Source organism: Catenuloplanes atrovinosus (assembly GCF_031458235.1).
In the GTDB taxonomy this organism is placed as follows: Bacteria; Actinomycetota; Actinomycetes; order Mycobacteriales; family Micromonosporaceae; genus Catenuloplanes; species Catenuloplanes atrovinosus.
The window spans coordinates 372406-390070 of sequence record NZ_JAVDYB010000001.1 but is presented as its reverse complement, the minus strand read 5'-3'; the positions used below and the strand labels follow the sequence as shown (position 1 = coordinate 390070).

Sequence of the window (17665 nt, the reverse complement as noted above, 5' to 3'; positions counted from 1 at the left end):
CGCATACCCGATCGCGGCGGTTCACGGGTACAGCGAGCACCGGTACGCCGGTGAGAGCACGACCCGCCGCCGCGGCCGGGATCAGGCTCCGGCGACGGCCGCGGGGCTCGGTGACCACACGGACGCCGGCTCCGACCGGCGGACCGGAGCGGAGCGCCAGCGGAGTCGGAGGGGAGCCGGAGGTTGGCCCGCGGGAGCATGCGGGCCGCACCACGCCGGAAGCGGGAAAATCGGGTTCCGGGGTCGTTCCTGGAGCCGACACACCGGGCCGCACCGGGCTGGATCGTCCCCGGCCGGCACAGCGCCCGCGGAAGCATGCGGGCCGGACCGGCGGCCGGGAGAGCGATGAATCCGCGAGGGCCGCTAGAAGCGGGCGAAGGATCGGATGGGCATGCGCGGGCCGAAGCGGGGGGCGGCGATGCCGGCGGATTCGAGCAGGACGCAGACGCGGCCGCGGTGGCCGGCGAACGGGGCCAGCAGGGTGAGCATGCGGGCGTCGTCGCCGCGGGCTTCGCCGGCCAGGCCCCAGGCGACCGTGTTGGGGATGTGGAAGTCGCCGACGCTGACCGCGTCGGGGTCGCCGAAGACGGTGCGGACGGTCTCGGCGGCGGTCCAGGGGCCGATGCCGGGGATGTCGAGCAGGCGGCGGGTCAGCGAGGCGGAGTCCGTGCAGCGGGACAGCGAAGCGGCGAGCGTGGCGGCGCGGAGGATCGTCTGGGCACGGCGCTGCTCGACGCCGAACGGGTGCAGGGCCCAGTAGGCGAGGCCGGCGACGACGTCGGCGGTGGGTGGGAGCCACAGGTCGGGGCACGGGCCGGGCGCGGGGGTGCCGTGCCGGCGGACCAGGCCGGACCAGGCGCGAAACGCCTCCTTGCCGGTGACCTTCTGCTCCAGGATCGCACGGGTCAGGCGCGGGAAGACCAGGCCGGTGGCGGGGAACCGGATGCCGCGGTGCACCCGGGCAAGTTCCGCGACGACCGGGTGGGTGGCGGCCAGCGCGGGGAAGGCGGTGACGTCGTCGTCCAGGCCGGCGAGCGCGGCGGCGTGGTCGAGCATCCAGGTGGCGCCGTCGCCGTACGCGGTGGCGAGCAGTTCGCCGCCGTCACGGGCCAGGCCGAGCGAGGCGGGCCCGGCGGGCGTGTGTGCGGCGAACCAGAAGACGCCGCCGGCGAAGCGGGCGGACGGGTCGAACCGCCCGAGGCCGAGCAGCCGCATCGAGCCGGCGAGGTGGTAGCCCTCGGGCGGCGTCAGTCGGCGTTCACGAACCACGCGGCAAGTGTGCCACCCCGCGCCGCACGCGAAAGGGCGGCGCCGGGGCATCCCTTCACATGCCCCGGCGCCGCCTCTTTTCGAACCCTTGGTGCCGGCCGCCCGTCACGAGGGGGGTAGGTCTGTGACGGCGGCCGGTACCGCGGGAAGTGTCAGCCGACCTGGACCCGGGCGGAGTCGATCGCCGGGGTCTGGTTCGCGCGCTCCATCATCGGCGTACGGTGCGAGCCGTCACCGGCCCACACGGTGCACTGGAACTCGCCGGCCGCCGGGAGACCCGGGACGTTGATCTGCACGGTGTCGGGCTCGCGGCCGCCGCCGCCGTCCTCGGTCGCGACGAAGAACGCCGGGGCCGGCGCCGCGTCCGGCGCGACGTCGTTGTTCTCCAGCACCCGGCAGGCGGTGTGGAAGTGGCCACGGACCAGGCCGTCGTCGTTCAGGAAGGAGCTCTCCAGGTAGTAGCCGCCGGCCGCGGCACCCAGGAAGCGGTCACGGACCAGGTTGCGGGTGCTGACGGAGATGGTGAACGGCTGGTTCACGCCCACGTTGTCCGGGATCTCGGTGATCAGCAGCGACGGGTTGTTCGCCGCGCTGCCGACCTCACCGAACTCGGTGTCGACGCAGCGGTTGCCCTCCTGGAAACCGGTGTGCGGCTGGAGCTGGCTCTCGCCGCAGTCGTCGCCGAGGATCGCGAGACCGTTGGTGTCCTCGCGGACCGTGCCCTCGCCGGCACCCGGGTTCTGGCCGCCGCCGTTGTTGCCGCCGCCGTTGTTGTTGCCACCGCCGTTGTTGTTGCCGCCACCGTTGTTGTTGCCGCCACCGTTGTTGTTGCCGGTGGTGCTGGACGGGGTCGCGGCCGGCGGCGAGGCCGGCGTGCAGCCGCGGTTGCGGCGGTTCCGCTGGCGCGCCTCGTTGATCTCCTGCTCGGAGGCCTGGCCGTCGCCGACGTTCTGCCGGCGTCCGTTCTCGTCGATGAACGAGCCACGGCCGTTGCGCGGGTACGTCGTCGAGCTCACCTGCGGCTGTGGCGCTGCCTGGCAGGCCTGGCCCCGGTTGGGGAAGTTCCGCCGGTTCGTCGCCGCGTTAGACACCTGGGTGACGGCGATGATGCCACCGAACACCGCGACGGTCGCGACAGCGGCGACGATCTTCCTGTTCCGCGTTGCCAGGGAGTACCTGACCTTATCCGTCCACCTGGGCATGACGGGCAACCTTCCTTACTACAGATCGAGCGTTGCCGGGGTTGGGGTTAGGCAGCGCTTTTATCGACTTCGGATGATGCGAACGGCGCCGAACGCGCCGGCTACCACGGCCACGACCAGGACCAGCCAGATGGCGGTCGTGTCGAAGCCCCCGGTGGCACCACGTGCCTGCGCCGCCGCCAGCATGGCGTTGGCACCGGTGACCGGGTCGGCCTGCGCGTTGGGGGCGGCAGGCAGTCCCGCGTAGTTCACGAGGTCGGTGCTCTCCAGCAGGGTGATGTGGGTGAGCACGAAGGCGTTGGTCTGCTGCGCGAGCGCGCGGACCACGTCGTTGCGGGTCGAGGCCCGGATCGTGCTGACGACCGGGAAGATCTTGCCGTGGGCGGCGCGCAGCCGCGCCACGAAGATCTCGTCGAACTCCGCTCCCTCGGCCGCCTCCATCTCGGCCAGCCAGTTCTGCTGGTCCTGGTTCGGCTCGTTCGGCAGCTGGATGTTGAGCTTCTCGGCCGCGTTCCGGGTCAGCTCATCGAGTTCGATGTGCTGCTCGCGGATGTCGGCGCCGACCTCCTTCACCCGCTGCGACTCGCCCTTCTCGGCCGCCATCTCGCCGGCCGGGATCTCCCAGAGGCCGGCCAGGCGCACGGCGATCACGAACTGCTCGTCCGAGGAGCCGATCGGGCCGGAGGCGTCCTGCTCGGCCGGAACCACCACGTCGGGTGTCGGCGCGGCGAACGCCACGGCGGGCGCGGAGAACAGAACGGCACCCAGGATCGCGAGGGTGGAAACCGCGCGTGCACCGCTACGCCGGAGCCGCACAGCTGCCATCATTCACCTCCATTAGTCGACACATCACGTCTCACGGATTCGAGGGGCCGCAGGGTTCAAGCCGTGGAAAAATGATTCTGCGAATTTGTTTTGAACCTGGATCTTCACCCGTACGGGTGATGGGCCGGTTCTCAATAAGAAGGACCGGCCGCAATGCGGCCGGTCCTTTCTGTTATCGCTCGTTCGCGATCAGTAGTCGTAGTCGCTCGACGACGCACCGGAGGCACTGGGCGCCGGCTCGGCGCCACCCTTGCCGTCCTCCTTCTTGGGCACCGGCACGGCCTTCGGGGTGCCCTCGGGGAGGCAGTTCAGGTTCTTCTTGCCGTCCGGCTGGACGTTGAACCAGGTGCCGCCGACCTTCTGGCCCTTCCACTGGCCCGGCTTCTCGTCACCGATGTAGGTGTACAGCGGCCAGCCGTCCAGCGTCAGCTGACGGGTGCCGTCCGACCGCAGCACGGTGCCGACCAGCTCCTCGTCGATGCCCTCCAGCTCGGGCTCGCCGTCGGTCAGCGCCGGGGGCCAGACCAGCGCGCAGTCGCCGTTGCAGTTGGAGATGGCCGGCTTGTTGCTGTCCTTGTCGAAGCGGTAGAGCAGGAAGCCCTCCTCGTTCGCGACCACGTCACCCATGGCGTCGGGGGACTGCGCGACGAGCTTCTCGGTGAGCTGCTCGGGGGCCAGCTCGACCTCCTCTTCCTCCTCCGGCGCCTCGGACGCCTCGGGGTCCGCGCTGGCCTCCGGCTCCGCGGACTCGCTCACGGAGTTCGCCGCGGGAACGGCGTTGCCTTCTCCGGCGGTGTCGTAGCTGACCGGCGCGCAACCCGACGCCATCATCAGCGCCGCGGCGAGCGCACCCAGGGTGCCGCTCATGGCGAGGAGGGTTCGCTTCTGGGTAACCACGTTGATCTCCCTGAGGGTTCGTCCGCTTTTCGGTTCTGCCGGTGAATACGCAGGACGTCGCGGAGTGGATCGGGGATCGGCGGTGGACAATTTCACATCGATACGTTGAACCAAAAAGCGCCGGGGCCCGTGTAGTACGGGCCCCGGCGCATTCCAGCGTTGGTACGGATCAGTTCGGCGCGGTCACCATGGTGGCGCTCTTGCCGTCCGCCGAGATCGCCTGCACGGACGCGAAGGCGATCTCCGACCGCTCGAGCGCGGTCTGCGCGGTCAGCTCCAGCGCGTTCGGGTTCTCGGCGGTGCCGTAACCGGCGTCCGGAACCTTCCAGCTGGTCACGACCTCTTCCCTGCCGTCCGTCGTGAGGAGCACGAGCCGGCACTCCTCGACATCCTTGATGTTGCGCACCATGAAGTTGACCTGGGTGCCCCAGTCCTTCTCCTGGAAGTCCACCAGGAGCTGGACGCCGGTGCGCGGGTCGGTGCCCTGGAACTGGTCGCCGCCGCTCGGGCCGCCGATGCCGGGACCGTCCGGGTCCGGCGGCAGCTGCTCGCCCTGGGTCGGCAGCGCCTCCGGCGTGCTGGCCGGGTCACCGCCGAACATCTGCGCGCCGGCGAACAGCGACAGGGTGGTCACCACGGCCAGCAGCACCACCGCGAACGCGCTGGTGACCAGCGCGCGGCGGCGCGCCCGGCGGCGCTCCTTGCCGACCGTGCCCATCATCCGCTGCAGCACGCGGCCCTCGCGGTGCGTCTGCTCCGCGGCCACGTAGCTCGGCGGGTCCACCCGGCTGAGCACGTCGACCACCGGCATCAGGGACTCCAGCTCGGCCGCGCACTCGTCGCAGTCGATCAGGTGTTCCTCGAAGCGCGCCGTCTCGTACTCGTCGAGCGCGCCGATCGCGTAGGACCCCACGTCGGTGTGTGGCGCCGCCCCGTCCGGGGCAGACGTCGAGAACCGGTCGCTCACCCCGTCACCCCCCGCTCCTGAAGCGCCGACCGCAGCGCCCGCAGCGCGTAGTAGACGCGCGACTTGGCGGTGCCGAGCGGCAGCCCGAGCGCAGATGCGGCCTCCTGCACCGTGCGCCCCTTGAAGTAAGTCTCCACCAGAATCTCCCGGTGCGCCGTGGTGAGCGTGCGCAACGCGTCGGAGACGGTCATCTCCTGCAACAGCCGATCGGTCTCGTCGGATGTCGTGGGGAACGTCTCCAGCTCTCGGTCATAGGTCTCGGTCGGGCGGGCCCGCTCGCTCCGGTGATCGTCGATGGCGATCCGCCGGGCGACCGTCACCAGCCACGGCCTGAGCGATGTCTGTCCCTGGGCACCCAGCCGGTGCGCGTTGCGCCAGGCCCGCAGCAGCGTCTCCTGCACGATGTCCTCGGCGCGCTGCCGGTCACCGCCGGTCAGGCGCAGCACGAACATCAGCAGCGGGCCGGCGTGCTCCTCGTAGAGCGTGCGGACGAGCGCGTCCTCGCTCTTGGCGGAGCCGGTCGGGCCGAAGCCACCGGTGGTCTCGCCGTCGTCGCCCGGGCCGCCCCCGCCGCGTCGCCCTCTTCCGCGAGGGTCGATCGGTCCGGTGGGGCCGCCGGGCACGGCGGGCATGCGCGGGGATGGCGCGGGGTTCATGGCTGAGCGCGAGACGCCAGGAGTTGCCTCGTGCGCGGCAGGCCTGGCCTCGTGCCGGGGAGCCGGTCGTGGCGTCACCGGCCCATCATTGCGGTTGATCGAGCCTGCGTCGAGCGTCAGCCACCGGTTTATTGATCGCGGCTGCCCAGGGGCACACAGTGTGTCCGTTCCACGACCACCGCTGGCTACCTGGTGCATCGCCACCTCCTCGTACGGTTACGGTCGCTGCTCGACTCGATCGCATGTAAGTACGCGGAGGCAGGGGCCGTTGGATCAACCCGACGAGGAGAAATCCGTGAATCCATGTGGCCTCGGTCACTCACACGAGTGACGGGTCCGATTCGCCGGAAAAGTGCCCGAGCCTGTGCATCTGGTCACATTTCATACTTCGGGACTTCCGGGGGTACGGACGCCCGGCGCGCTTTCCCATGACGACGAAACGGCCGGCACGCGGCGTGGGCACACCGCATGCCGGCCGATTACACCGAGCGTCGGCCAAATCCGGGACGACCGTTTGCCATCGCGGCCCACTGGGCTGGTGAGCTGCGCGGTCGTGGCCGGCGCCCGATCCGGGAGCCTGCACTACCAAATTGCATTGGCGTGTTTTCGCAGAGGAACTTTAAGTCGTCTAATAGCTCCTTAATCAATCGAAAAGAATCGTTCGATAGGGGCGAGACAACTATTCATAACGCGTGTCGGGAATTCAAGTCGATCACGGTGACCGTGACCGTTCCGTTACCTGCCGCGCGGCGTCCGGATCAACAGCGACGCGTGTACGTCCGTCTCGCCCACCGCCTCGTAGACGTGCGGGACGTCGGCGCGCCAGGACACGTACTCACCGGCGCCGGTGAGCACCGGCGCGTCCACCGGCCCGGCCCGCAGCGTGCCCGCGAAGACGGTCAGGTGCTCGGTCACGCCCGCCTGGTGCGCCGGCGACGACTGGCGCGCGCCCGGGGCCACGCGGAGCCGGTACACCTCGAACACGGCCGCCGGCTCCTCGAACGTGTCCAGCAGCGTCGCGGTCACGGCCGCGCCGCTGACCCGCTGCCCCGGGTCGGCCTCCAGCGCCGCGCTCAGCGGCACGCCGAGCTGCGCGGTCACCGCGTAGAGCGTCTCCAGCGTGGGATTGCGGGTGCCGGTCTCCAGGCCGGAGAGCGTCGCCTTGCCGACCCCGGCGCGGCGAGCCACCTCGGACAGCGACAGACCCCGGGCCTCGCGCAGCTCGCGCAGCCGGCGGCCGATTCCCCCTGGCGTGGTCACCGTGCCATGGTGCACGATGACCGAGCGTTCCGTTTATGGAACGCCTGTCATTCGGGGGTCGAGATGTCGCCAGTCGTACAGCCGATCGTCGCCGGTGCCGTCACGGCCGTGGTCGGGTTCGCCAGCTCGTTCGCGGTCGTGCTGGCCGGGCTGCGCGCGGTCGGCGCGTCACCGGCACAGGCCTCGTCCGGGCTGCTCGCCGCCTGCCTGGCCGTCGGCCTGGTCGCGATCATCCTGGGGGTACGGCACCGTCTGCCGATCGCGATCGCCTGGTCCACGCCCGGCGCCGCGCTGCTGGTCGCCACCGGCGTCCCGGACGGCGGCTGGCCCGCCGCGGTCGGCGCGTTCCTGGCGACCGGCCTGCTGATCGTGCTGGCCGGGCTGTTCGCGCCGCTCGGGCGCTGGATCGCGGCGATCCCGCAGCCGATCGCGGGCGCGATGCTCGCCGGGGTGCTGCTCGACCTGTGCCTCGCCCCGGTCCGCGCGGTCGCGGAGGTGCCGGCGCTGGCCGTACCCGTGATCGTGGTCTGGGGCCTGCTCTTCCGCTTCGCCCGGCTGTGGGCCGTGCCGGTGGCGCTCGCGGTCGCCGCGGCCGGCATCGCGCTGACCGCGCCCGCCGGCGGCCTCGGCGAGGTCACGCTGTGGCCGTCACTCGCGCTCACCGCGCCCGCGTTCACGCCCACCGCGCTGATCTCGCTGGCCGTGCCGCTGTTCCTGGTCACCATGGCCTCGCAGAACGTGCCCGGCATGGCGGTGCTGGCCGGATTCGGCTACCGGGCGCCGCTGCGGCCGGTGCTGCTGACCACCGGCGCCGCGACCGTGATCACCGCTCCGGCCGGCGCGCACGCGGTGAACCTGGCCGCGATCAGCGCCGCACTGGCCGCGGGCCCGGACGCGGCCCCCGACCCGGCACGCCGCTGGATCGCGTCGGTGAGCGCGGGCGGCTTCATGATCGTGCTCGGCCTGGGCGCGGGCGTGGCGACCGCGCTGGTCCTGCTCTCCCCGCCGGTCCTGATCGAGGCGGTGGCCGGGCTGGCGCTGCTCTCCGCGCTCGCCTCGGCGCTCTCCTCCGCCGTCGCCGATCCCTCCGGCCGCGAGGCGGCGGTGGTCACGTTCGTGGTGACGGCGTCGGGGGTGTCGTTCCTGGGGGTGGGATCGGCGTTCTGGGGGCTGATCGCGGGGACGCTGCTGCTGTTGCTGCTGCGGGCGCGCCGTGTCGCGATGAGCGATGCGGGGGATTCTGAGCGCGGTGCGGGGGTGGCCCCGGTTCCGGGGGTGGTTCCGAAGGCCGGCGGTATCTCTGAGCCCGCCGGGGTCCCGCAGTCCGCCGGGGTCCCGCAGTCCGCCGGGGTCCCGCAGTCCGCCGGGGTCCCGCAGTCTGCTGAGATCTCGGAGCCAGCCCAGATCCCGATACGGGCCAAGATCGCCGAGCTGGCCGAGGTCGTCGAACCGCCAGCTGGCGCCGGGCACCCAGATCACGGAGGCGCCGGGAACCACGGAGGCGCCGGAGATCGCGCAGGGCACTGAGATCGCGGAGGTTGCCGCGAGTTCGGACCCCCTCGGCATTCCGACGGCGGCCGAGGTCTGCGGGTGCCTTCGGAACGCCCGAGGGGGTCGAGGGCGGGGGCAGCGGGCCGGGCGGCCACCGCGGCCCGCGTGAAGCCGCCCCTGCACCGCCGCCCCTGCACCGCCGCCCCTGCACCGCCGCGCAGCGCGGGGACGGCGTACCGGCGGATGGGCTTGATCCGGCGCAGCCGGGGCGGGGGTTCGAGGTGATTCGGAGGAATCGGGGTGCGGCGGGTGGCGGGCGATGTATCAAGGGATGAGTGATTCGCCCGGCGGGAGTGAGGCGCGGTGTCAGCGAACCGGCGACGTCCACGCGGCCTGCACCGGAACCCGTTCACGCCGCATGACGGCTTCCTCGCCTGGGCGAACAGTCCCCCGGTCACCGGTGCGCTGTGCATGCTGGCGGCGCTGCTCTGCCTGACCGGCGGTCTCCTCACCCACCGGCACGCGTCCGCGCTGCGGGAACGCGGGATTCAGGCACAGGCGGACGTCCTGCGCGCGGGCGACGATCGCAGCGTGCTGCTCCGCTTCACCACGGCGCAGGGGCAGGAGATCACCGCCGAAGTGGGCGCGCTGGACTGGAACCCGGCCCCGGTGGCCGGCGACACCGCGAAGGTCATCTACGACCCGATCGACCCGGGCCACAGCGTCACGAACGCTTACTCCACCCCGAACCCGCTGGTCACCTGGCTGCTGTGCGGTCTCGCCCTGCTCTTCGGCGTCCTCGCGCCGCTGTCCTTCACCGGCCGGGTCCGCTGGCGCACCCTCCACCACTGACCCGGGATCTCGCCGCGATCAGCACAGGCCGGGCGGCGTGACAGCGGGCGCGGAGCGTCCGGTCGTGGAGCCCTGTCGAGCGCGCGACCGTTCCGCGCCGAGGCTGAGATTGGTCTGAAATCACACGGATAGTGTCCGCTCAGCCTGCTTTGGGAGGACACCGTGGACAAGTTGCGCCTGACCGTGACGGCCCTGATGTCGGTGGCGGCGCTGGCCGTCGCCGGGCACGCCTCGGCGGCACCACCGACCCCCGCCGCCGAGGGTCGGATAGCGGCCGCGGGCGGCCCGACCGCGATCCCCGACTCCTACATCGTCACGCTCGAGGACGGCGCCGACAGCGTGGAGCACCTCGCCGGCACGCTCGCCGAGCGGCACGACGGCCGGGTCAACCGGACCTTCCGGCACGCGCTGCGCGGCTTCGAGGCGGAACTGACGGAGACTGCCGCCCGCCGGCTGGCCGCCGACCCGGCGGTCGCGTCGGTCACCCAGAACCACCGGGTGCGCGCCACCGACGTCGCCTCCTGGGGTCTGGACCGCGTCGACCAGCGCGCACTCCCGCTGGACGGCTCGTACACCGCTCCGCGGACGGCGCCGGCGGTCCGGGCGTACATCATCGACAGCGGCATCAACCTCACCCATGCGGAGTTCGCCGGCCGGGTGGTGTCCGGGACGGACACGATCGACCATGACGACGACGCCACCGACTGCCTCGGGCACGGCACCCACGTGGCCGGCACCGTCGGCGGCGCCACCTTCGGGGTCGCGCCCGACGTGCGGTTGGTCGCCGTCCGCGTGCTCGACTGCGACGGCTGGGGCACGGCCGCCACCGTCATCGGCGGCATCGACTGGGTCACCGCCGACCACGACCCGCACGAACTCGCCGTCGCCAACCTCAGCCTCGGCGGCACCGTGTACGAACCCATGATGCAAGCGCTCACGGACTCCATCGCCGACGGCATCACCTACGGCGTGGCCGCCGGCAACGACCGGGGTGCGGACGCCTGCGCCACGTTCCCCGCAGCCGTGCCGGCGGCGATCGCCGTCGCCGCGACGGCCGCGGACGACAGCCGGGCCGCGTTCTCCAACATCGGCTCCTGCGTCGACGTCTTCGCCCCCGGCGCCGGCATCACCTCCGCCTTCATCGGCGGCGACACCGCCACCCGTACCGCCAACGGCACCTCCATGGCCGCCCCGCACGTCACCGGCGCCGCGGCCCTCATCCTGGCCGACCACCCGACCTACACCCCCGCCCAGGTCACCACCGAACTCCTCGCCGAGGCGACCCCGGACGTGGTCACCGATCCCGGCGCCGGATCACCCAACCGACTGCTGTACGTGGACGGCGCGGCACCCGCGGACGACTTCACCGTGTCCGCCACCCCGGCGAGCCTGAGCACGACGGCCGGCGGGACGGTGTCGACCACGGTGAGCACGACCGTCACGCGCGGCGCACCACAGCCGGTCACGTTGTCGGTCTCCGGGCTTCCCGCCGGTGCGACGGCGACCTTCAGCACGAGCACCGTCGACGCCGGCGGTAGCGCCACGCTCACCGTGTCGACCACGACCGCGACCCCTGCCGGCAGCTATCAGCTCGCCCTGGTCGGCGCGGGCAGCGGCGCCACCCGGCCCGCGGTGTTCCAGCTCACCGTCGACCCGGCGCCCGGCTGCGCCGGCGCCACGAGCATGGACGTGTCACTGGTCATGGGCCGCACCATCGACCTGCCCATCACCGTCACCGGCTGCTCCGGGAACGCGTCGCCGACCAGCACCATCGCGGTCGACATCGACCACACCGACATCTCCGACCTGGAGTTCTACCTCGTCTCCCCGGACGGCACCGTCGGCCTGCTCGTGTCGCGCAGCGGGTTCGGCCTGTCCGACTTCCGCTACACGATGACCCGTGACCTCTCCGCCGAGGTCGCGAACGGCACCTGGAAGCTGCGCATCGTGGACAGCGGATCGGTCGGCACGGGATTCCTGGACTCCTGGGGCCTCGACCTCGGTGCCGATCCGCTGCCGGCCCCCGCCTGCGGCGGCATGACGGACACCGACGTGCGGATCGGCGCCGCGGCCACCGTGGAGAGCCACCTGACGGTGACCGGCTGTGCGGCGGACGCGGGCGGCCACGCCTACGCCGAGCTGCACATCTTCAACCAGTACGCGCACCACCTCGAGACCACCCTCGTCGCACCGGACGGCGTGGAATTCCCCCTCTTCGACCCGCGGCGCAACTTCGCCGTCGACATCCAGACGACGTACGTCGTCGACCTCTCCGGCCACCGGCCGAACGGGCGGTGGACCCTGCGGGTGCAGGACACCGACTGGACGACCGGGAACGACGGCTACATCGACGGCTGGAGACTCACCCTGTGAACGGCGGCCGCCGCGACCCTCCCCGCCGGAGGGTCGCGGCGGCCTCCGGTCGCGACAGTACGAGACGTCAGTCCGTTTCGTCGTCGATGAGGGCGTACGGCGGGCGGTCGACACGGCGGGAGAAGCGGACGACCACGTCGGGGTCGGCGGCCGGTGGTGGGGCGGTGTCGGTGACGATGACCTGGGCGCCGGAGCCCGCGCCGGCCAGCCACCGTTCGAGGTGGCGGTAGAGGCGGTCGACCTCTTTCGGCCCGAGGTTCTTCTGCGGGCTGTCCAGCAGCAGGAAGCCGGGGTGCGACGAACGTGACTCCCAGGCGGTCTCGAACAGGGCCAGTTGCCAGGCCAGCGCGATCAGGGTGCGGCCGCCGGAGGAGGCGGCGGGGTACGGCTTGCCGCGCGCCCACGGCGTGAGGTCATCGGCGACGCGCGCGTCGTCGGGCCGGGGGTAGCGCCACTCGCGCAGGATGTCGCGGTAGCGGGCGCTGATCCCGGCGATCACGGCGGCGCGTTCCGCGGCGGCGGCGAGCCGGTCGGGGGCGGCGGCCTCCTCGCGCAGGCCGGCCAGCTGGGCGCGGAGGCTCTCCACGCCGATGGCGCGCTCGCGCAGGCCGTGCCGCAGGCGCAGGCCGTCCTCGGCGCGTTGCAGCGTGGCGGCGGCCTCCTCGCGGCGGCGGGCGAGCGTGTCCCGCTGCGCCAGGTACGGCGTGACCGCGTGGGCGGTGGCCGCGTCCAGGTCGGCGGCGGCGCGGGACTCGACCTCCTGCGCGCGTTCGGCGGCGGCGCGCAGCCGGGGTATCTCCGCCTCCAGGTCGTCCAGGTAGCGGGTGAGCTCGGCGAGCCGGGACCGGGCGGCGCGCAGCTCGCCGCTGACGTCCGGCGGGCCGGCGCCGTCCGGGCCCAGGTCGGCCTGGCAGGTGGCGCAGCGGCGCTCGCCGGGCACCGCGGGGGTGAGGCAGGACGGGCACACGTCCAGGCGCAGCGGCGGGAACAGCGCACCGGCCTCGGTCAGCATGACGAGCTTGGCGACGTCGTCCGCGTACGTGGCGCGCAGCGACGTCATCCGGGCCGCCTGGGTCTCCCGGTCGCGCAGCAGCCCGGACGCGCGCCGGGCGGCGTCGGCGGCGGCGCGGTGCCGCTCGCGCAGGTCCTCCGCGAACGTGGTGTCCGCGCGGGCCCGGCCGTCCAGCGCGGCGACCGCCTGGGCGGCCTCGGCCAGCTCGGCCTTGGCGGCGCGCGCGGTCTCCTCCAGGTCGGCGACCTCGCCGGGGGCCAGCTCCGCCACGATCGCGGTCTCGGTGCGCCCGCGCTCCTCGGCGGCGGCCAGGCGCGGTTCCAGCGTGCGGATGCGGCGGCCCAGCTCGATCGCGCGGTCGTCGTGCACGTCGAAGACCACGTCGACCACCTGGCGCAGCTTGAGCTGCTTCATCGGCACGTCCTCGAAGAGGAGGTCGCGGCTGTCGAGGCGGTCGTGCGGCAGGAAACAGAGCCACATCAGGTCGCGGAAGCTGAGCGGGTCGGTGTCGGTCTCGGTGCCGGCGTGGCCGTCGCGGAGGCGTACCCCCTCGAGTTTGCAGTGGGAGAGCAGCAGGCTGGAGAGGCTGTTCGGATCGCCGGCCGGGCGCAGGGGGCGGCGCTCCGGCGTGGCGGTGCCGGTGTCGTCGAGCCGGCCCTGGCTGACGTACGCGTGCGCGGACGGCTCGCCGACCGGGCGCTGGATGAGGTGCGGCGTGCCGGACAGCTCGACCTCCAGCGTGGCCGCCCGCACGCGGGGCATGATCTCCGGGTGCCGGGGGTGGTCGGCGGCGCCGAGGCAGTAGTCCACGAACTCGAGGATCGTGGTCTTGCCGGTGCCGAACGCGCCCGCGATGACCGACAGCGGGCGGGGCACGTCCCCGAGGCGGAAGTCCACGTCGTACGGCCGCCCGTCGGCGTGGAGCCGGAGGCGCCGGATGCGGATGCCGTGAGCCCGGAACCCGTTTCTCATATCAGATCCTTCGCGGGAAGGTGCGGTTGAGAAATGCATTCGCGGAGCGTCTGCCTCAGTCTACGGCCGCTGAGCCGTCGCAGTCTCCGCACGACGATCCGGGCGGCGTCGGCGTATGAACGGGCATATGCGGCGTTCAGGGCCGTCGCGGCATCCCGCCCCTTCGTCGTGAGCCGGTAGCGGACCCGGCCGGCCGCGCCCAGCACCACCATCCCGGTGCCGAGCAGCACGTCCAGGTCGCGGCCGAGGTGCTGCTGCGCGGTGACCAGCCGCTGGCCGGGGCTGGCGTAGGCGAGCGCGCGGTCGTCGAACCCGGCCATCCGCAGCGACGCGCGGTCCGGGTCGTCCGGCGCGCGGGCGAGCAGCAGCGGGTGCGCGGCGAGGAAGTCGTAGACGCCCAGCCGCTCGGCGTCGATGCCGTGCGGCGCGTCGTCCTCCACGATCAGCAGCAGGATCAGCAGCCGGGCACAGCGGAACGCGGCGGTGTCCTCGGGGTTCACGCGGCCGCCTCCTCGACGCGCTCGCTGGCGATCCGGCGCCAGTCGCGGACCCAGCCGGCGCGGCGGTCCTGCACGATGCGGTGCATCAGGCCGCAGCGGTGCACCCGGCCGGCGCGCAGCGCGACCGGGAACGCGCCCGACTCGCGGATCTCCCCCATCACCGCCGCGTGCAGGCCGGACAGGAGCGGGTCGGCGGGACGGGCGGCGGCGACCGCGTTGAACCTGGCCTCCCAGATCCCGCGGGCGACGCCGTCCGCCTCGCCGAGCGCGTCGAGCTCGGCCCGTACCCCCTTGTCGAGGATCTCCCGGGCGAGCAGATCCGCGTTGAAGAACTCGTGCTTGGCGCCCTCCACCTCGGCGTGACCGGCCGCGCGCAGCTGCCGGACGAACAGCGCGTCCTCCAGTACGTCGGCGTCCTTCCCGGCCAGGTCAGTCAGCGGGCGCCGCGGCGCGTCCCCGGCGGTCACCGGCTGGTACGGGTCGTAGTAGTGCCGGCGCACGTGGGCCGCGTCCGGGCGCATGAGCATCTCGCGCAGCGTCGTCTCGTGCCAGACGTCGATGACCACGCCGCTGTCCCGCTGCCGGCGCGCCCGCCACCGGTCCCACCAGCGGGCGGTCTCCGGGTCCATGCTGGACGGCACGCAGAGCACCCACCGGTCCAGCCGGTAGCCGTTGCGCTCGGCGGCGCGCAGCGCGGAGTCGAACGACTCGCGGATCTGCGCCTGGGCCGCGCGCCCGGTCACCGGCCAGAAGTACTTGGACTGCCAGATCACCACGAGCCCGGACAGCTCGCCCAGCAGGATGTCGATGCCCCAGTCGCCCGGGTTGGCCGCGATCGCGCGCGCTCCGGGGTGGACGGACGCGATCAGCGCCGCCAGCATCTGCTCGAAGTCGTCCCGCGCACCGGCCATGTTCCCGGCCCGGAACTGATGGGACGCGAAGTTGATCGGAGGCTCGCCCGCGGCGAGTCTGGTAGTGGCAGCCGACGGCGTCATCTCTCCCTCCCCGCTCACATGATGATCACTATTGCGCGGTTAGATGACGATCTGCAATCGTGCAGGCACCCAAAGTCAAGTATTTCTCTCGTCTTCAACCGTTGTTGGTCGCCCCACCCGCCTATGGATGTCCATTGCCGACAATCTGCCGCTCAGGACCTTGATCGTTCGGACAGGGGGCCCGATGCGAATCGCCGCCTACAACGTCGAGAATCTGTTCAATCGTGCCCGCGCGCTGGATCCGCGCAACTGGGCCGCCGGGCGTCCCGTGCTGGAGGCGTTCGAGGCGGTGACCGCGCTGCTGGAGGAGCCGGTCTACACCGAGGAGATCCAGCGCGGCATCCTCCGCGAACTCCAGCGGCTCGGCCTGCGCAACGGCGACGCGGCCCGCTACGCGCGGCTGCGCCAGAACCGGGGCCGGCTGCTGCGCCGCTCCCGCGACGGCTCCGTGCACGTGGTGGCCGGCGGGCGCGCCGACTGGATCGGCTGGGTCGAGCTGACCACCGAGCGCTGCGACGAGGTGGCGCTGGCCAACACCGCCCGCGTCCTGCGGGACCTGCGCGCCGACCTGGTCGGCGTGGTGGAGGCGGAGTCCCGGCTGGCGCTCAAGCGGTTCGCGGACGCCGGCCTGGTGGACGGCCGCCGCCCGATCTACCCGCACGTCATGGTGGTCGACGGCAACGACGAGCGCGGCATCGACGTGGGCATGCTCTCCACCGCGGACTACCCGCTGATCGCGCAGCGCAGTCACGTCGACGACGTGGACGAGGTCGGCCGCGTCTTCAGCCGGGACTGCGCCGAGTACCACGTCGCCACGCCGTCCGGCACCACGGTCGCGCTGCTGGTCAACCACTTCAAGTCCAAGGGGTACGGCGGGAAGGTGGCCTCCGACGCGATCCGCCGGCGGCAGGCGGCCCGAGTCGCCGCCATCTACGCCGACCTGGTCGCGCGCGGGATCGACCACGTGGCGGTGGTCGGCGACCTGAACGACACGCCGGACAGCGAGCCGCTGGAACCGCTGCTCTCCGGTACGGACCTGCGCGACGTCTCCACGCACCCCGGCTTCGACGACGACGGCCGGCCCGGCACCTACGGCTCCTGCACCGCGCGCAACAAGCTGGACTACGTGCTGCTCTCGCCGCCGCTGTGGGACGCGTGCACCGGCGGCGGCATCCTCCGGCGCGGTGTCTGGGGCGGGCGGAACGGGAGGTTGTGGCCCATCTACGACACGATGACCGCGGCCGTGCACGCCGGCTCCGATCACGCCGCGATCTTCGCGGACGTGTCCCTTTAACCGAACGTGATCAGGGTGTATGCATAGCCCATGGATCTTCCGCTGATGCCGCCGGTCGCGCCGATGCTCGCCAAGCCGATAAGCGAGATCCCCACCGGGCAGCTCTACGAGCCGAAGTGGGACGGGTTCCGGTCGATCATCTTCCGGGACGGCGCCGAGGTCGAGATCGGCAGCCGCAACGAGAAGCCGATGACGCGCTACTTCCCGGAGGTGGTGGACGCGGTCCTGGCGAACTTCCCGGACCGCGCCGTGATCGACGGCGAGATAATCGTCGCGGACACCGCCCGGAACACGCTCGACTTCGAGGCGCTGCAGCAGCGCATCCACCCCGCGGCCAGCCGGGTGAAGCTGCTCTCCACCGAGACGCCGGCCAGCTTCGTGGCGTTCGACCTGCTGGCGCTCGGCGACGAGGACCTGACCGAGCTGCCGTTCGCGGAGCGGCGGCGCCGGCTGGAGGCGGCGCTGGCCGAGGCGGAGGCGCCGGTCCACCTCACGCCGATCACGGACGACCTGGAGACCGCGCGGCGCTGGTTCGCCGAGTTCGAGGGCGCGGGGCTGGACGGGCTGATCGCCAAGGGGCCGGAGCTGACGTACCAGCCGGACAAGCGCGTGATGACGAAGATCAAGCACAAGCGCACGGCCGACTGCGTGGTGGCCGGCTACCGCCTGCACAAGTCCGGCGACGACCGGATCGGCTCGCTGCTGCTCGGCCTCTACGACGAGCGTGGCACGCTGGTCTCGGTCGGCGTGATCGGCTCCTTCCCGATGGCCCGCCGCCAGGAGCTGTTCCACGAGTTGCAGCCGCTGGTCACCGGCTTCGACGGGCACCCGTGGAACTGGGCCGCGCACGAGCAGGGCGAGCGCACGCCGCGCCGCAACGAGCAGAGCCGGTGGAACGCGGGCAAGGACCTGTCGTTCACGCCGCTGCGGCCGGAGCGCGTGGTCGAGGTTCGGTACGACTACATGGAGGGCGTCCGCTTCCGGCACACCGCGCAGTTCGAGCGCTGGCGCCCGGACCGGGACCCGCTGACCTGCACCTACGAGCAGCTCGAACGGCCGGTGCGCTTCCACCTGGCGGACGTGCTGGGCACGCGCTGACG

General features: G+C 72.3%; 15 protein-coding genes. 5 read left to right on the top strand and 10 right to left on the bottom strand.

The annotated features are described in order from the left end of the window. Positions 1-363: 363 nt before the first annotated feature. The 7 genes from J2S41_RS01725 to J2S41_RS01695 all read right to left on the bottom strand — a co-directional run bounded on the left by J2S41_RS01725 (position 364) and on the right by J2S41_RS01695 (position 7076). Positions 364-1215 carry a DNA-3-methyladenine glycosylase family protein gene (locus J2S41_RS01725; RefSeq protein WP_310376237.1) on the bottom strand — a complete coding sequence of 284 codons (852 nt, stop codon included), beginning with the start codon at positions 1213-1215 and terminating at the stop codon, positions 364-366. A gap of 206 nt (positions 1216-1421) precedes the next feature. Next, on the bottom strand, positions 1422-2285 hold the full coding sequence (locus J2S41_RS01720; RefSeq protein WP_310362093.1) for a Pecanex-like protein 1: 864 nt from the start codon (positions 2283-2285) through the stop codon (positions 1422-1424). Positions 2286-2531: 246 nt separating this feature from the next. Next, entirely contained in the window at positions 2532-3296 is a 765-nt protein-coding gene (locus J2S41_RS01715; protein WP_310362090.1) for a DUF4142 domain-containing protein, read from the bottom strand. Positions 3297-3485: 189 nt separating this feature from the next. After that, the gene (locus tag J2S41_RS01710) at positions 3486-4163 is read right to left on the bottom strand and encodes a hypothetical protein (protein ID WP_310362088.1); all 678 of its coding nucleotides are present in this window, start codon (positions 4161-4163) and stop codon (positions 3486-3488) included. Between the two features lie 199 nt (positions 4164-4362). Beyond that, entirely contained in the window at positions 4363-5160 is a 798-nt protein-coding gene (locus tag J2S41_RS01705; protein WP_310362085.1) for a hypothetical protein, read from the bottom strand. Next, positions 5157-5792, bottom strand: coding sequence for a sigma-70 family RNA polymerase sigma factor (locus tag J2S41_RS01700; RefSeq protein ID WP_310362083.1), 636 nt, complete (start codon positions 5790-5792; stop codon positions 5157-5159). The genes J2S41_RS01705 and J2S41_RS01700 overlap by 4 nt, the downstream gene beginning before the upstream one ends. Positions 5793-6551: 759 nt before the next feature. After that, entirely contained in the window at positions 6552-7076 is a 525-nt protein-coding gene (locus J2S41_RS01695; protein WP_310362082.1) for a helix-turn-helix domain-containing protein, read from the bottom strand. Positions 7077-7139: 63 nt separating this feature from the next. Between J2S41_RS01695 and J2S41_RS01690 the strand changes: the two genes are divergently transcribed. The 3 genes from J2S41_RS01690 to J2S41_RS01680 all read left to right on the top strand — a co-directional run bounded on the left by J2S41_RS01690 (position 7140) and on the right by J2S41_RS01680 (position 11792). Beyond that, entirely contained in the window at positions 7140-8603 is a 1464-nt protein-coding gene (locus tag J2S41_RS01690; protein ID WP_310362079.1) for a benzoate/H(+) symporter BenE family transporter, read from the top strand. Positions 8604-8930: 327 nt separating this feature from the next. After that, entirely contained in the window at positions 8931-9419 is a 489-nt protein-coding gene (locus J2S41_RS01685) for a DUF3592 domain-containing protein (protein ID WP_310362078.1), read from the top strand. A gap of 162 nt (positions 9420-9581) precedes the next feature. Beyond that, positions 9582-11792, top strand: coding sequence for a S8 family serine peptidase (locus J2S41_RS01680; RefSeq protein WP_310362076.1), 2211 nt, complete (start codon positions 9582-9584; stop codon positions 11790-11792). 67 nt (positions 11793-11859) lie between these two features. On the opposite strand, the gene J2S41_RS01675 is transcribed toward J2S41_RS01680, so the two are convergent. The 3 genes from J2S41_RS01675 to J2S41_RS01665 are packed head-to-tail and all read right to left on the bottom strand — an operon-like array spanning position 11860 to position 15271. Continuing rightward, positions 11860-13776 carry an ATP-binding protein gene (locus J2S41_RS01675; protein WP_310362074.1) on the bottom strand — a complete coding sequence of 639 codons (1917 nt, stop codon included), beginning with the start codon at positions 13774-13776 and terminating at the stop codon, positions 11860-11862. After that, positions 13773-14276 (bottom strand): hypothetical protein, encoded by a 504-nt coding sequence (locus J2S41_RS01670; protein WP_310362071.1) that lies wholly within the window; start codon positions 14274-14276, stop codon positions 13773-13775. Before J2S41_RS01670 ends, J2S41_RS01675 begins: the two co-directional genes overlap by 4 nt. Continuing rightward, entirely contained in the window at positions 14273-15271 is a 999-nt protein-coding gene (locus J2S41_RS01665; protein WP_310362068.1) for a hypothetical protein, read from the bottom strand. Before J2S41_RS01665 ends, J2S41_RS01670 begins: the two co-directional genes overlap by 4 nt. 184 nt (positions 15272-15455) lie before the next feature. Here J2S41_RS01665 and J2S41_RS01660 point away from each other — a divergent pair, with 184 nt between their 5' ends. Further along, on the top strand, positions 15456-16565 hold the full coding sequence (locus J2S41_RS01660; RefSeq protein WP_310362065.1) for an endonuclease/exonuclease/phosphatase family protein: 1110 nt from the start codon (positions 15456-15458) through the stop codon (positions 16563-16565). A 30-nt stretch (positions 16566-16595) separates the two neighbouring features. Continuing rightward, positions 16596-17663 carry an ATP-dependent DNA ligase gene (locus J2S41_RS01655; RefSeq protein ID WP_310362063.1) on the top strand — a complete coding sequence of 356 codons (1068 nt, stop codon included), beginning with the start codon at positions 16596-16598 and terminating at the stop codon, positions 17661-17663. Positions 17664-17665: the final 2 nt, after the last annotated feature.

What these genes read in the sequence shown, in the direction of transcription:
- J2S41_RS01725 (WP_310376237.1), bottom strand. Translation starts at nt 1,215, where the DNA reads ATGCGGCTGCTCGGCCTCGGGCGGTTCGACCCGTCCGCCCGCTTCGCC.
- J2S41_RS01715 (WP_310362090.1), bottom strand. Translation starts at nt 3,296, where the DNA reads ATGGCAGCTGTGCGGCTCCGGCGTAGCGGTGCACGCGCGGTTTCCACC.
- J2S41_RS01710 (WP_310362088.1), bottom strand. Translation starts at nt 4,163, where the DNA reads ATGAGCGGCACCCTGGGTGCGCTCGCCGCGGCGCTGATGATGGCGTCG.
- J2S41_RS01700 (WP_310362083.1), bottom strand. Translation starts at nt 5,792, where the DNA reads ATGCCCGCCGTGCCCGGCGGCCCCACCGGACCGATCGACCCTCGCGGA.
- J2S41_RS01690 (WP_310362079.1), top strand. Translation starts at nt 7,140, where the DNA reads ATGTCGCCAGTCGTACAGCCGATCGTCGCCGGTGCCGTCACGGCCGTG.
- J2S41_RS01675 (WP_310362074.1), bottom strand. Translation starts at nt 13,776, where the DNA reads ATGAGAAACGGGTTCCGGGCTCACGGCATCCGCATCCGGCGCCTCCGG.
- J2S41_RS01665 (WP_310362068.1), bottom strand. Translation starts at nt 15,271, where the DNA reads ATGACGCCGTCGGCTGCCACTACCAGACTCGCCGCGGGCGAGCCTCCG.
- J2S41_RS01660 (WP_310362065.1), top strand. Translation starts at nt 15,456, where the DNA reads ATGCGAATCGCCGCCTACAACGTCGAGAATCTGTTCAATCGTGCCCGC.
- J2S41_RS01655 (WP_310362063.1), top strand. Translation starts at nt 16,596, where the DNA reads ATGGATCTTCCGCTGATGCCGCCGGTCGCGCCGATGCTCGCCAAGCCG.